Here is a 13363-nt window from a genome sequence, read left to right as displayed (position 1 = left end):
ACCAATACTTTACTGTTATTATAACAAAAATACCATTTATTTACCATACTTAATAGGGGGTTTTAAATAAATAGCGTATATTTCTAAATTTTAAAGTAATTAATTCCTGCATCAAACAGCTTCTGATCTTTATTTCCCGGAATATTTTTCATGATATTCTCTCCAATTCTTTCTGAATGGGCCATCTTGCCAAGTATTCTTCCATCAGGACTGGTTATACCTTCTACTGCATAATAGGAACCATTTGGGTTAAATCTTATATCATAGGATGGGTTCCCATTAAAATCTACATATTGGCTGGCAATTTGACCTCTATTCTTCATTTCTTCAATGGCAGCAGAACTTGCTACAAATCTTCCCTCTCCATGAGAAACTGCTATAGAATATATATCGCCTACAGACACGTTGTTAAACCAGGGAGAAAGATTTGAGACCACTTTGGTGTTTACTACTCTGGACACATGTCTTCCTATTTTATTATAAGTAAGAGTAGGATAATTCTCCTCTATGTCCCTTATCTCTCCAAATGGAAGCAGCCCTAATTTTATAAGTGCCTGGAATCCGTTGCATATTCCAAGTATCAATCCATCCCTTTTATTTAAAAACTCCATTACAGCCTCCTTTATCTTTGAATTTCTAAAGAATGCAGCAATAAATTTTCCGGATCCATCTGGTTCATCTCCAGCACTGAATCCTCCTGGAATCATAATTATCTGTGAAGAGTTTATACTTTTTACAATTTCATTTACAGATTCCTCTATTTGAGCACCAGTCAAATTTCTGATTATAACAGTGTCTACATCTGCCCCTGCTTTCTGAAAAGCTCTTGTGGAATCATATTCACAGTTAGTTCCCGGGAATACAGGAATAGTCACTTTTGGAGAAGCTATTTTTATTTTTGGATACAATTTATGTTTTCTACTAAAAAGATTTGACTTTATTTCTTCATTTTCCAATGCAACCTTGGTTGGAAAAATATTTTCAAGACTCTTTTCCCATGAAGCTTCCATTTCCGAAATGGATATTTTAATCTCACCTATATCTATACACTGTTCTCTTTGGGTAATTCCAATAACCTTATAGTCAATCTCTTTTAACTCCTCTTCTAAAATTTCATTTTTATCTAATTCCACTATCATGGAGCCGTAATCTGGTGAAAACAGATCTATGTTTTCCCAGTTATCCGCAAACTTCAATCCTATTCTGTTTCCAAAACTCATCTTACTTACAGCTTCACAGATGCCGCCTCTTTTTACAGTACTGGCTGATAATATTCTTCCTTCTGATATCAATTTACCTATTAAACTGTAATTCTTTCTTATCTTCTCAAAATCAGGGAGTTGAAAATCATCTCTAGGTGCAGGTATAAATACTACATAACTGCCATATCCCTTAAACTCAGGGGATATGAGTTTATCAGCTTCTCCCGTAGTAACTGCAAATGAGACCAACGTAGGTGGTACATTCATATCTTTGAAACTTCCAGACATGCTGTCCTTTCCACCTATAGCTGCAACTTCAAGCTCTCTCTGTGCATAGAGGGCACCAAGAAGTGCTGCAAGAGGCTTCCCCCATTTAAAAGGATCCTTTCCCAATTTTTCAAAGTACTCTTGAAAAGTCAATTTTATGTTATCCATCTGTCCACCTGAACATACAATTTTAGCTATCGATTCCAGTACTGCATACACTGCACCGTGAAATGGACTCCACTTTGCTATATCTGGATTATACCCAAAACTCATCAAAGTAGCAGTGTTTGTGCTGCCCTTTAATACAGGAAGCTTGGCAGCCATAGCTTCTATAGGAGTATCCTGATATTTACCTCCATAAGGCATAAATATACTTGAGGCTCCCACAGTGCTGTCAAATCTCTCTATCAATCCCTTTTGACTGCATACATTTAAATTCTGCAGCGTTTCAAACCAGCTTCTTAAAATACAGTCCCCGCTTTTTGCCTCGTTTTTCCTGCTTTCAAAATAACTATTAATATCCGGAGATTTAATATTAACATCTGTTTTTGCTCTTACACCGTTTGTATCCAAAAATTCTCTACTTAAATCTACAATGGGATTTCCTCTCCATAACATTTTCAATCTTCCGCTATCTGTCACATACGCTACTTTTGTGGCCTCTAAATTTTCCTCTCTGGCATATTTTATAAAGTCTTCTTCATGTTCCCTGTCCACAACTACCGCCATACGTTCCTGAGATTCTGATATGGCAAGTTCAGTTCCATCCAATCCCTCATACTTTTTTGGCACTAAGTCAAGGTTTATTTCAAGTCCCTCAGCCAGCTCTCCTATGGCCACCGAAACGCCTCCGGCTCCAAAATCATTGCATCTTTTAATCATCCTGCTGACTTTTCCTTTCCTAAACAACCTCTGTATTTTCCTTTCAGTAACAGGATTTCCCTTTTGAACCTCAGCACCTGAAGTCAATATGGAAGTTTCGGTATGCTTTTTAGAAGAACCAGTTGCTCCTCCACATCCATCCCTTCCTGTCCTTCCTCCCAGCAGTATCACCACATCGGATATTTCAGGTTTTTCTCTTTTCACATTTTCCAATGGAACAGCTCCTATGACAGCCCCTATTTCCATCCTCTTGGTTACATAATCTTCATCATATATTTCAGAAACCATCCCGGTTGCAAGGCCTATCTGATTTCCATAGGAACTATACCCCTGGGCAGCTCCTAAAGTTATTTTTTTCTGAGGTAGTTTTCCCTTTAGTGTATCTTCAACTTTAGTTCTCGGATCTCCACTCCCAGTAACTCTCATAGCCTGATATACATAAGCTCTTCCAGATAGAGGATCACGTATTGCACCGCCAAGACAAGTTGCAGCTCCACCGAAAGGCTCTATCTCAGTAGGATGATTATGCGTTTCATTTTTAAACATTACAAGCCATTTTTCATTTTTACCATCTACATCCGCATCCACAACTATGCTGCAGGCATTTATCTCATCAGATTCATCCAGATTCTTTAGTTTGCCGCTTTTTTTAAGTATCTTCATTCCAATGGTAGCTATATCCATAAGGCATCTAGGTTTTTCATCTTTATTATATATTTCATTCCTCAGCTTTAAGTAATATTCATAAGTCCTCTTTATGGGGATTGAATACTTTCCCTCCTCAACCATTACGTTCTTCAGTTCAGTATTAAAAGTAGTATGTCTACAGTGATCCGACCAATAAGTATCTATAACCTTTATCTCTGTTATTGTAGGATTTCTTTTTTCCTCTTCTTTGAAGTATTTCTGGCAAAAAATCAGATCTTCAACACTCATGGCAAGTCCCCGTAATTTTATAAACTCTTCTAAGCCATCATGACTCATTTCTATAAACCCATGGATTATCTCCACACTATCTGGAATATGTAACTTTTTATCCAAGTTTTCAACCTTTTCAAGGGAAGCTTCTCTTGAATCAACTGGGTTTATGCAGTAGTTCTTTATTTTTTTAAACTCACCATCTGATATATGTCCATATATCACATATACCTTTGCAGATGTAACATGAATTTTTTCACTTTGAGTTAATATTTGAATACACTGAGATGCTGAGTCGGCTCTTTGATCATACTGTCCTGGAAGATATTCCACAGCAAAAACTCTTGTATTCTCATCTCTGGGCAGATCTTCCTCATATATTTTATCCACAGTTTTTTCGGAGAATATTATATATTTTGATTTTTCGTATTCATCGTCACTGATGTTCTCTATATCATAACGGTTTATTATTCTTATATTTTTCAATCCGTGAATATTAAGACTTTCGCTGACATCCCTAAGAAATCCTTGAGCTTCTATATCAAATCCCTTTTTTTTCTCTACAAATAGCCTTTTGACACCCATCGTACTCTCTCCTTGTTTCTTATTTTTTTTCGAACATTTATATTATTTTTTTTAAAATTATTCGTAGATATTATATCATAAATATACAGCTTTGTGAACAATATAATTGAATAAAACCGACATTGGTGACACCCCTATCTTAAAAAAAATTCAGGTGTCAGCAATATCAGTTTTCCTCATAAATTCTTCTAAAATATAGTAAGATGAATAACAATCCATGCCTAGACTCTCCAGAAGTGCACGATAATCACTTGATACACAGTATTTCTTTTACATTTTTCCCAAATACCTTAGAACTATCATAAAAGTATTTTCTCTCAGAAACTACCCCTCTGACTATATGTCCCGTACTGGTAATTATTTCAGTCTGTTCACCAAACTCACAATCCTTCAGGCTCACGCCTCTTAAAAATACTTTAATTGTCCTTTTATCCTGACAAAAATCCATATTTTCCACTTCGATTAATCTTCCTTTTTTTATCATTTAACTCAACCCCGTTATAGTTTTAATAAATTGTATGCGGAAAAAATATGAAATATAATTACTAAGACAAATAAAATGCTGTCCACAAATATGTGAACAGCAAAACTATCAAATAGCACTATTTATATAAAGGAAAGCTATGGCACAACTCAACTACCTTTTCTTTGATGCCGCTCAGATCTTTATCTCTGTTTTCTACAGCTGAATTTATAAAATAAGCTATCTTTTTCATCTCATTTTCTTTAAAACCTCTGGTAGTAACCGCAGGAGTACCCAGCCTAATTCCACTGGTAATATTTGCACCAAGCTTATCAAAAGGTACTGCATTTTTATTGACGGTTATATTTACAGTATCAAGAAGTTCTTCTAAATCTTTTCCTGTAATTTTTTTATCAGTAAGATCCACAAGTATAAGATGGTTATCCGTTCCCCCGCTTACAATTCTAAATCCATATCTTTCAAGCTCTTCTGCCAGAACTTTGGCATTTTTTACAACCTGAGCTATATACTCTTTATATTCATCTGTAAGAGCTTCTCCGAAACAAACAGCTTTTCCTGCAATAACATGCATCAGAGGTCCTCCCTGCATTCCAGGAAAAATTGTCTTGTCAAGAACAGCTCCATATTTATCCTTGCATATTATAGCTCCTCCTCTAGGTCCCCTCAGTGTTTTATGTGTAGTAGTCGTTACAAAATCAGCATAGGGAACGGGGGACATATGTTTTCCTGCTGCAACAAGTCCTGCAATATGTGCCATATCCACCATCATATACGCACCAACTTCATCACATATACTCCTTATTTTCTTAAAATCTATCTCTCTGGAATATGCACTTGCACCTGAAACTATCATTTTAGGTCTATGTTCAAGAGCCAAATCTCTCATCTTATCATAGTCAATTCTCTCTGTTTCTGGATTTAATCCATAGGGGATAAAATTATACAATTTTCCGGAAAAACTCACCTTGCTTCCATGAGTTAAGTGCCCTCCATGGCTTAAGCTCATACCAAGAACTGTATCTCCCGGTTTTAAAACAGACATGTACACTGCCATATTTGCCTGAGAACCTGAATGAGGCTGTACATTTACATGTTCCCCCCCAAAAAGCTTTTTCATCCTGTCTCTTGCAAGATTTTCAACTTTATCTACTGCATAACATCCTCCATAGTACCTTTTGCCCGGATATCCTTCTGCATATTTATTGGTAAGAAAAGATCCCATGGCCTCCATTACAGACTTACTTGTGAAATTCTCTGAAGCAATAAGCTCTATGCCATTTTCCTGTCGTTCAGCCTCTTCCTCAATTATGCCAAAAACGGCCTTGTCACTATTTTTTAATTCACTAAAATCCACTTCTTATCAACTCCTTACAAATTATTTGTATCTCGTATATAATTATACTGTAAACCTTTAACATCTATCAATACACTACTTTATAACTTGAATTTGCACAAGCGACTTACTTTTTTTTCACTATTTCATGTCAAGAACCCATATGCTATAATAAAACAATGATATATTTTACCATAGGGAGATCAATTTATATGGATATTAACAGAATAGTAAATTTAGCTGCTTATGCAGGAAAAATAATGCTGGAAAGCGGTGCGGAAATTTACAGAGTAGAGGAAACAATAATTAGAATAAGTAAAAATTATAACATAGATGATATAGATGCCTTTGTGACATTGAATATAATCATAATTTCTGCTTCAGATAAGTATGGTCAAACCATATCATTGATAAAAAGAGTAAGACAGAGAACCCTGAATCTGGAGAAAATATCTCAGGTAAATAATATTTCAAGACACATAAAAGATGAGGCCTATACCTTAGATGAGATGGAAAATAAATTATCTAAAATACAGTATTCAAAACCCTACAGTACAAAGATAATTATATTGTTTTCAGGTATAGCTGCTGCTTTTTTTTCTCTTGTATTTGGCGGAAACCTGCATGACTTTTTAGTATCCTTTATCATAGGATGTATTTTAAGCATTCTCTCTAAATCTTTAGGCCTTCTTCAAGCAAATGAATTTTTCATAAACATAATATGTGGGGCCGTCACTGCTCTAATAGCTCTGAGCAGTGTTCAACTTGAAATAGGCTCTCATGTAGATACCATAATAATAAGTTCCATCATGCTTTTAGTACCTGGCCTTTCAATAACCAATGCCATAAGAGACACCATGGCCGGTGATCTCATATCCGGAATTTCAAGGGGAATTGAAGCTTTTTTAGTAGCCATTGCCATTGCAGTGGGTACAGGATCCATATTGAAACTGTGGCTTGTTCTAGGAGGACTTTAATTATGATAATAAATTCCATATATATTTTAATCGCCACTTTATGCTTTGGCATAATCGGCAATGTTCGTGGAAAAAATCTTGTATTTTCATCCATTGGAGGAGGTATAACCTGGTTTTTATATTCAATTTCCTCCCACTATATAGGTTCCTCCAGTATATTATGTTTCTTTATAGCCTCGGTATTCGCATCTATTTACTCTGAAATAATGGCCCGAATCTTAAAAACTCCCGCCACAACTTTTATCATAGGTGCAATTATACCTCTGGTTCCCGGTGGAAATATGTATAATGCCATGTTTCAATATGTACAGGGAAATATAAATCAATCTCTACTTATCGCCTTCAAAACACTGGCTATTGCTGGTTCAATAGCTGTAGGTATATTTTTTATATCTTCAGTATTTAAAGCATCTGCACTCTTTAACAGAAATTTCTTTAAACATAATAGGTTATAAAATAAATTTTTTTATAACCTCTCCTATGGCCCCATTGTTATTATCATTTTTTGTAATATAATCTGCAGATTCTTTCAGTATTTGACGGGCATTGCTCACTGCCACTCCAAGTCCTGCAGCTTTAATCATGCTCTTATCATTCTCGTCATTTCCCACAGCTATACATTCACTGATAGGTATCCTATAATAATCTGCCAAAGCCTTCAATCCATTCCCCTTGGAGTTTCCCCTGCTGATTATTTCAATATTGTCTATGCCGGATTTTGTTATACCTACCTTAGTACTGCCCTCTATTTTTTTTCTCAATCTCTCTAAATAACCTAAATCTGAATCTATGGCCACTAATTTATGGATATTCTCTTCAGTACTTTCTATAAATTTTCGCGAATCCGGTAAAATGCTTATCTCCATTCTAAATTTTCTATCTATTTTTCTGTTGAATTCATAAAATCTTTTCGTAGTGTATTTAAACTGCTCACAATAAAGTCTGTGATCATCGTAAAAATGATAATACGTATCTTTTTCTTCTCTCAAAATATCTATAGTTTTAAGAATTTCAACCTTATCCACAGGCTCGGATTTTATAACATTCCCATTTTCATCTAATATCATAGAACCATTACAACATATCACAGGTTGATTTTGAAATAATGTATGGTAATAAAATTTTAGCGATCCAGGCAATCTTCCCGTAGCCATGACAACTTTTATTCCCAATTCACTTGCCCTACGTATCATATCCACGTTATATTGGGATATGAATTTTTCATCATCTAAAAGCGTACCATCCATATCCATAGCAATAATTTTATAGTTCATATTTATAACACTCCAATTTTTTTATACTTGATTTTTCAAATTATATGTATATCTAAATAATTATCCTGCTGTAAGGTATAAACTTTAAATTGAGAACATAAATTTTATTTATAATACTCTATATAAAGGTGATTATAATGAAAAAATTTTTTATACTTTTAAGTGTTATTTTGATCAGTATTTTTACTCTTACATCATGTAATTATAAATTAAATAATACATTTCCTTCTCGCAAAAAACCAAATAATTTTTATTATACAAATTTACTTGCTCAAAATTTAACCACATCTTCACCTAAAAAATGTATTATAGAAGAAAGTAATTTTCATGACCAAGAGGAACTAGGAGAAAGAAACATTTCAGATATAAAAAGCATGTTAAAAATCCTTAAAAAGAATAATTTCATAGATAGGCCAAAAGATCTTCCCAACAAAACTTCCTACAAAATTATATTTACCTTCAATAAAGAAAAACTGCTTATAAACGTATATAATGAAAAATACCTGTCTATCTATCCCTGGGATGGAAACTACCCTATGGATTATATAGACATGAATAAAATTCCCATATCCTTAAATTTATATTATCTAGGCAAATACATTTTTAAGAATTACTAATTCCAATAGCTCATCCTTAAACTTTACATTATTGTATCACAGCTGCAGAAATAAACATATATTATAAATGTATAAATATAATGAAAGGTGAACATTATGTTCGTTTGTCCTTACTTTGCACATAGAACTCACTATAGAATGCCTCAAACCGCTCCTGTTTCCTATATAAGGTTCTTAAATGCCAGCCCTAATTCTCCTGCAGTAGATGTATATTTAAACGAGCGCCTATTGTTTAGAAATTTAACCTATAAATCTTTTTCCAACTATATAAATATACCTTACGGAACTTACAATATAAGAGTATTTCCAGCAGGAAGCGTGCAAAATCCAATTATAGATGAAACTCTACCTATACCAGCAGAAAAAATATTTACCATAGCCGCTATAGACCGCTACCCAAACATAAGCCTATTGCCTATAGAAGATATACGTCGTCCAAGAATTCCCAACAGATCCCTTATAAGATTTATAAATTTAACTTCTGATTCTACAGAACTGGATCTTGCACTTTCCAATGGAAATATACTTTTCCCGAACGTTTCCTACAAAGAAATAACAGAATATATACCTATAAATCCTGGAGTATATACTCTGGAGGTAAATACTTCTGATTCCCACAGCAGAGTCCTTCATGTACCTAACGTACGATTAACTCCAAACAGATTTTACAGTATATACTCAGTGGGAAACCTATCCGGTTCTCCCGAAATTCAAGTATTGATTCCTCTTGACGGGAACAGTTATATTGAATTTTAGATTTATGGTAAAGTTCTTTTTCATTACAAATGCCACAGCTTTAGAAGGACCTGTCCAAAAATACAGGTCCCACGCTAAAGTTTAAATGTCAGAGTTCAAACATCAAACAATGCATTTAGTATCCTAAAGCCTCATTTACTATTATTACTTTTATTCTTCCCTTATGATTCTGTCTTTTTATCAGTGTGTATTCATTACATATCCTTCCGCTGCTGCTGCAATCTACACAATATCCCAATTTAGCACAGGGATTGCCTGCATTTAGTCTCTTCACATTTGCAGGAGCCGAGCAGTACTTAACCCTGTCTATGGCTTCATCTAAATTCAACACAATTTTATTTATTCCCACAATAACTATTACCTTGTCGGGACCATACAGCATGGCAGCTACCCTATTCCCATTTCCATCCACATTATAGAGCTCTCCATCTTCAGTCAGTGCATTTGTACTCACTATATAGTCATCTGCAGAAAAACTCTTTCTAAAAACATCTTTAATATCTTCAGGTTTTAAATTTTCAGCATACCTATCTAAAAATTTATAATTTCCATTTCTCAAAAAATCAATTACACCTGCCTCAAACAGAGACATTGATCCTCCCACAGAAACCGTATCGCCATCTTTTAAGATTTCACCTAGCTTATCTATAACTTCCTTTTTGCTGTTTACAAAATAAGCTTCCATGTTATTTTTTTCTAAATTTTCCATAGTCCTTTTGAGCCTCTGATCAGTTACCCATTTTAAATTTTCGTCCACAATACTACCCCCTAATAGAATTTTGCTCTTAAATTCTCACATTATAAGATACATTATACCACAAAGTCCCTATTAACCACCTTGTTTCTTGCTTAAAATTTATTATAAAAACATTGTAAATACATTTTCATTATAGTAAAATCATAGGGAGATCGGTCTGTTAAATTTTCATAATATAAAAATGAGGAGAGACACAATGAAAAAAGGAGATAAAATAGCTGCAATCTGTATATTGATTTTAATAATATCAAGCTTCATTGGAGTTTTTTCATATAGATTATACGTCAAAGGTTCTCATAAAATTGCAGTTATAAAACAAGAGGGTAAAATTATAAATACCATAGATTTAAATAAGGTAAAAGGTAGAAAACAATTTAAAATAAAGTACAAGACTTCTCACTTTAATTTAGTAGAAGTTGAAAATGGGAAAATACGAATAGAAGATGCAGATTGCCCAGACAAAATCTGCATAAAAACCGGTTGGATATCAAAGCCAGGAGAAAGTATTATATGTCTACCTCATAAACTCATAATCAATATAGAGGGTAAAAACTCAAAATACGATGGGCTTTCAAATTAAGTATATATTAGAAGCAAAGGTGCAAATATGAGTAAAATAAAAAAAATGGTTTTTTTAAGTTTTTTAGTTGGCATAGCCTTAGTTATATATGTAATAGAATCTCAAATTCCAGTTTTATTCCCAGGAATAAAACTGGGGCTTGCAAATATGATTTCTCTGACTGCGTTAATACTTCTTGGCTGGAAAGAGGCTCTCACAGTGATGCTTTTGAGAACACTTCTAGGTTCAATATTTGGGGGGACGATGTCGGCCTTCATGTTTAGTATAGCAGGTGGAATTTTAAGTAATGTGGTCATGATTATACTATATAAGTATTTTAAAAAATTTCTCAGCTTATCTACTATAAGCATATGTGGAGCAATATTTCACAATATTGGTCAATTATTGGTAGCTTCTATTATAATTGAGGATTTCAGAATATATATCTATCTTCCTGTACTTTTAATTTCCGCTATAGTTACGGGATACTTCATAGGATGGTGTACCAAATTCCTAACTGAAAATTTATATAAACTTCCCATGTTTAAAGGTTTAAAATATTGAAAATCTTTCTTCACTGTTTAAAAAGAGGTTGTATTAAAATAATTTAAAACAACCTCTTTTACAATTTAGTTTTTTCTATAAACGATTATACATTTGCTGCAGCTTCCTTCTTGCTCTGTTCTTGCAAGTCTGCTCCACTTACAATAGCTCTGATAGCTCCCGTAGGACACTTAGCCAAACAAGTAGCTTCACTGCATTTATCTACGCAAACATGATGATCTATTACCGACGCCAAATTATTCTCCACCTTAAGATTATCATAAGGGCAATTTCTTACACACAGTCCGCAGCCAAGGCATCCTACACTACAGCCTTTACGTACAACTCCACCCTTATCCTTGGAATTGCAATTGACCATAACCTTTGATCCTATAAGTCTGAATCCAATTACCTGTTTAGGACATGCTTTGACACAGGTTCCACAGCCTGTACATTTATCCACATCAATTATTGGCAAACCCTTGGATCCCATGGACATAGCACCAAAAGGACAGCTTTTTACGCAGGTTCCAAAACCCAGACATCCATACTGACAGGCTTTAGGGCCTCCTTGAAGTAAATTTGCTGCAGTACAATCCTTTATTCCCTTGTATTCATATTTTCTAACTGCCTTCGTGCAGTCACCGCCGCATCTTATATGGGCAACTCTAGGTTCAATAGCTGGAGCCGATTTACCTGTTAGCTTTGCCACCTGTTCTGCCACTGCTGCCTTACCTGGAACACAGAGATTTGGAGGAACACTTTCATCTAATACAACTGCTTCTGCATAAGCCCTGCATCCTGCAAATCCGCATCCGCCACATTGTCCCTTGGGAAGTACATCTTCTACAAGCTCTACAAGTGGATTTACTTCCATTGCAAATCTCTTGTTCACATAAGCCAGAATAAGACCAAATACACAACCTATAACAGTCATTACAATAACAACCATAATTGCAGTATTTATCATATATCATAATCTCCTTTCTATAGAGAAATCATACCTGAAAAACCTAAGAATGACAGAGCTAACATTCCAGCCAATATAAAAGCTACTCCCAGTCCTTCCAGTGGTTTAGGTACATCTGCTAATCTCAATTTTTCTCTAAGGCTCGCCATTAAAACTATAGCCATAGCAAATCCTAATCCAGATCCTATAGAATTAACTACACTTTCCAGAAAATTAAAATTGGAATCAGCATTTACAATAGGTACAGCAAGTACTATACAGTTTGTAGCTATTAAAAGAAGATATATTCCCCACATATTGTATAGTGCAGGTGCCTGCTTTTTAATAATAGTTTCCAAAAGCTGCACAAAGCTTGCTATAAGAAGTACAAATACAACAGTTCTTAAAAATGTCAGATTAAAGGGTATAAGTACAAAATGATACACTACCCAGGCCAGCATTGAACTCAGAGTTATAACCGAGGTAACTGCCATACCCATACCTACTGAAGCATTCAGATTCTTAGAAACTCCAAAGAATATACAGAGACCAAGAAATCTTGTCAGAACATAATTGTTTATTACTACTGCACTTATAAACAAGGTAAGATAAGTACCCATTATGCTTCACCTCCATTTGCCTTTTCAAGCTTCGCCATTTTAACTTGCTCTACATGCTGATTATAGACTTTTACTACAGCAACCAGATATCCTATGAGTATAAATGCTCCTGGAGGAAGGATCATAATCATTATTGGATTATAGGATGCCCACATTACATGTAGGCCAAATATAGTTCCAGAACCAAACAGCTCACGTATTATTCCTATTACAAGAAGTGCCAGTGTAAATCCACATCCCATCCCAAGTCCATCAAGGAAAGATGGTACTACAGGATTTTTAGATGCAAATACCTCTGCACGGGCAAGTATTATGGCAAACACAACTACCAGTGCAAGATAAATGCCAAGCTGCTTATACAGTAATGGCGCTAAAGCCTGCAATACGAGTTCAACTACTGTAACTATAGTTGCTATACAAGTGATGTACACAGGTACACGAACTTTAGGGTTTACAACATTTTTAATTAGGGAAACTACAGTATTATTACAAGTTATAACAAACATCACACAAAATCCCATTGTAAGTCCATTTAAAGCCGTGCTTGTAGTTGCCAGTGCAGGGCACAAGCTAAGTGCAAGCACAAATATAGGATTTTCCGCTATCAATCCCTTTTTAAATACATCCCATAATTTCATAT

14 protein-coding genes are annotated in these 13363 nt (G+C 34.7%); 6 read left to right on the top strand and 8 right to left on the bottom strand.

All coding sequences use genetic code 11. From position 1 onward, the window contains the following. Window positions 1-83: 83 nt before the first annotated feature. The 3 genes from LN736_RS12605 to glyA form a co-directional block, all read right to left on the bottom strand. Window positions 84-3854, bottom strand: coding sequence for a phosphoribosylformylglycinamidine synthase (locus LN736_RS12605; protein ID WP_229981660.1), 3771 nt, complete (start codon window positions 3852-3854; stop codon window positions 84-86). A gap of 247 nt (window positions 3855-4101) precedes the next feature. Further along, window positions 4102-4338, bottom strand: coding sequence for a hypothetical protein (locus LN736_RS12600; protein ID WP_150357821.1), 237 nt, complete (start codon window positions 4336-4338; stop codon window positions 4102-4104). Window positions 4339-4456: 118 nt separating this feature from the next. After that, the gene (gene glyA, locus LN736_RS12595) at window positions 4457-5692 is read right to left on the bottom strand and encodes a serine hydroxymethyltransferase (protein ID WP_150357822.1); all 1236 of its coding nucleotides are present in this window, start codon (window positions 5690-5692) and stop codon (window positions 4457-4459) included. A 191-nt stretch (window positions 5693-5883) separates the two neighbouring features. Here glyA and LN736_RS12590 point away from each other — a divergent pair, with 191 nt between their 5' ends. Together LN736_RS12590 and LN736_RS12585 are read left to right on the top strand one after the other, a co-directional pair. Further along, window positions 5884-6648, top strand: a complete 765-nt coding sequence (locus LN736_RS12590; RefSeq protein WP_150357823.1) for a threonine/serine exporter family protein — start codon at window positions 5884-5886, stop codon at window positions 6646-6648. Window positions 6649-6650: 2 nt separating this feature from the next. Continuing rightward, on the top strand, window positions 6651-7103 hold the full coding sequence (locus tag LN736_RS12585) for a threonine/serine exporter family protein (protein ID WP_150357824.1): 453 nt from the start codon (window positions 6651-6653) through the stop codon (window positions 7101-7103). On the opposite strand, the gene LN736_RS12580 is transcribed toward LN736_RS12585, so the two are convergent. Next, window positions 7098-7922 (bottom strand): Cof-type HAD-IIB family hydrolase, encoded by an 825-nt coding sequence (locus LN736_RS12580; protein ID WP_150357825.1) that lies wholly within the window; start codon window positions 7920-7922, stop codon window positions 7098-7100. The genes LN736_RS12585 and LN736_RS12580 overlap by 6 nt on opposite strands. A 137-nt stretch (window positions 7923-8059) precedes the next feature. Here LN736_RS12580 and LN736_RS12575 point away from each other — a divergent pair, with 137 nt between their 5' ends. Next, the gene (locus LN736_RS12575; protein WP_150357826.1) at window positions 8060-8539 is read left to right on the top strand and encodes a DUF4883 family protein; all 480 of its coding nucleotides are present in this window, start codon (window positions 8060-8062) and stop codon (window positions 8537-8539) included. Window positions 8540-8635: 96 nt separating this feature from the next. Further along, a complete protein-coding gene (locus LN736_RS12570) occupies window positions 8636-9295 on the top strand; it encodes a DUF4397 domain-containing protein (RefSeq protein ID WP_150357827.1) in 660 nt (219 codons plus the stop codon). A 115-nt stretch (window positions 9296-9410) separates the two neighbouring features. Here LN736_RS12570 and LN736_RS12565 read toward each other — a convergent pair whose 3' ends face one another. Continuing rightward, window positions 9411-10052 (bottom strand): lactate utilization protein, encoded by a 642-nt coding sequence (locus LN736_RS12565; protein ID WP_150357828.1) that lies wholly within the window; start codon window positions 10050-10052, stop codon window positions 9411-9413. Window positions 10053-10248: 196 nt separating this feature from the next. Here LN736_RS12565 and LN736_RS12560 point away from each other — a divergent pair, with 196 nt between their 5' ends. Both LN736_RS12560 and LN736_RS12555 read left to right on the top strand, forming a co-directional pair. Beyond that, window positions 10249-10632 carry a NusG domain II-containing protein gene (locus LN736_RS12560; protein ID WP_150357829.1) on the top strand — a complete coding sequence of 128 codons (384 nt, stop codon included), beginning with the start codon at window positions 10249-10251 and terminating at the stop codon, window positions 10630-10632. A 27-nt stretch (window positions 10633-10659) separates the two neighbouring features. Next, the gene (locus tag LN736_RS12555) at window positions 10660-11175 is read left to right on the top strand and encodes a Gx transporter family protein (RefSeq protein WP_150357830.1); all 516 of its coding nucleotides are present in this window, start codon (window positions 10660-10662) and stop codon (window positions 11173-11175) included. Between the two features lie 85 nt (window positions 11176-11260). Here LN736_RS12555 and rnfB read toward each other — a convergent pair whose 3' ends face one another. The 3 genes from rnfB to rsxE are packed head-to-tail and all read right to left on the bottom strand — an operon-like array spanning window position 11261 to window position 13361. Then, entirely contained in the window at window positions 11261-12121 is an 861-nt protein-coding gene (rnfB, locus tag LN736_RS12550; protein WP_150357842.1) for an RnfABCDGE type electron transport complex subunit B, read from the bottom strand. Window positions 12122-12141: 20 nt separating this feature from the next. Next, entirely contained in the window at window positions 12142-12723 is a 582-nt protein-coding gene (locus LN736_RS12545; protein ID WP_150357831.1) for an electron transport complex protein RnfA, read from the bottom strand. Continuing rightward, entirely contained in the window at window positions 12723-13361 is a 639-nt protein-coding gene (rsxE, locus tag LN736_RS12540) for an electron transport complex subunit RsxE (RefSeq protein WP_150357832.1), read from the bottom strand. Before rsxE ends, LN736_RS12545 begins: the two co-directional genes overlap by 1 nt. Window positions 13362-13363: the final 2 nt, after the last annotated feature.

This window comes from Clostridium aromativorans, assembly GCF_020908015.1.
GTDB classification, from domain to species: domain Bacteria; phylum Bacillota; class Clostridia; order Clostridiales; family Clostridiaceae; genus Clostridium_B; species Clostridium_B aromativorans.
This window is presented reverse-complemented; position numbering and strand designations above follow the sequence as displayed.

What these genes read in the sequence shown, in the direction of transcription:
- LN736_RS12605 (WP_229981660.1), bottom strand. Translation starts at nt 3,854, where the DNA reads ATGGGTGTCAAAAGGCTATTTGTAGAGAAAAAAAAGGGATTTGATATA.
- LN736_RS12600 (WP_150357821.1), bottom strand. Translation starts at nt 4,338, where the DNA reads ATGATAAAAAAAGGAAGATTAATCGAAGTGGAAAATATGGATTTTTGT.
- LN736_RS12590 (WP_150357823.1), top strand. Translation starts at nt 5,884, where the DNA reads ATGGATATTAACAGAATAGTAAATTTAGCTGCTTATGCAGGAAAAATA.
- LN736_RS12585 (WP_150357824.1), top strand. Translation starts at nt 6,651, where the DNA reads ATGATAATAAATTCCATATATATTTTAATCGCCACTTTATGCTTTGGC.
- LN736_RS12580 (WP_150357825.1), bottom strand. Translation starts at nt 7,922, where the DNA reads ATGAACTATAAAATTATTGCTATGGATATGGATGGTACGCTTTTAGAT.
- LN736_RS12575 (WP_150357826.1), top strand. Translation starts at nt 8,060, where the DNA reads ATGAAAAAATTTTTTATACTTTTAAGTGTTATTTTGATCAGTATTTTT.
- LN736_RS12570 (WP_150357827.1), top strand. Translation starts at nt 8,636, where the DNA reads ATGTTCGTTTGTCCTTACTTTGCACATAGAACTCACTATAGAATGCCT.
- LN736_RS12560 (WP_150357829.1), top strand. Translation starts at nt 10,249, where the DNA reads ATGAAAAAAGGAGATAAAATAGCTGCAATCTGTATATTGATTTTAATA.
- LN736_RS12555 (WP_150357830.1), top strand. Translation starts at nt 10,660, where the DNA reads ATGAGTAAAATAAAAAAAATGGTTTTTTTAAGTTTTTTAGTTGGCATA.
- LN736_RS12545 (WP_150357831.1), bottom strand. Translation starts at nt 12,723, where the DNA reads ATGGGTACTTATCTTACCTTGTTTATAAGTGCAGTAGTAATAAACAAT.
- rsxE (WP_150357832.1), bottom strand. Translation starts at nt 13,361, where the DNA reads ATGAAATTATGGGATGTATTTAAAAAGGGATTGATAGCGGAAAATCCT.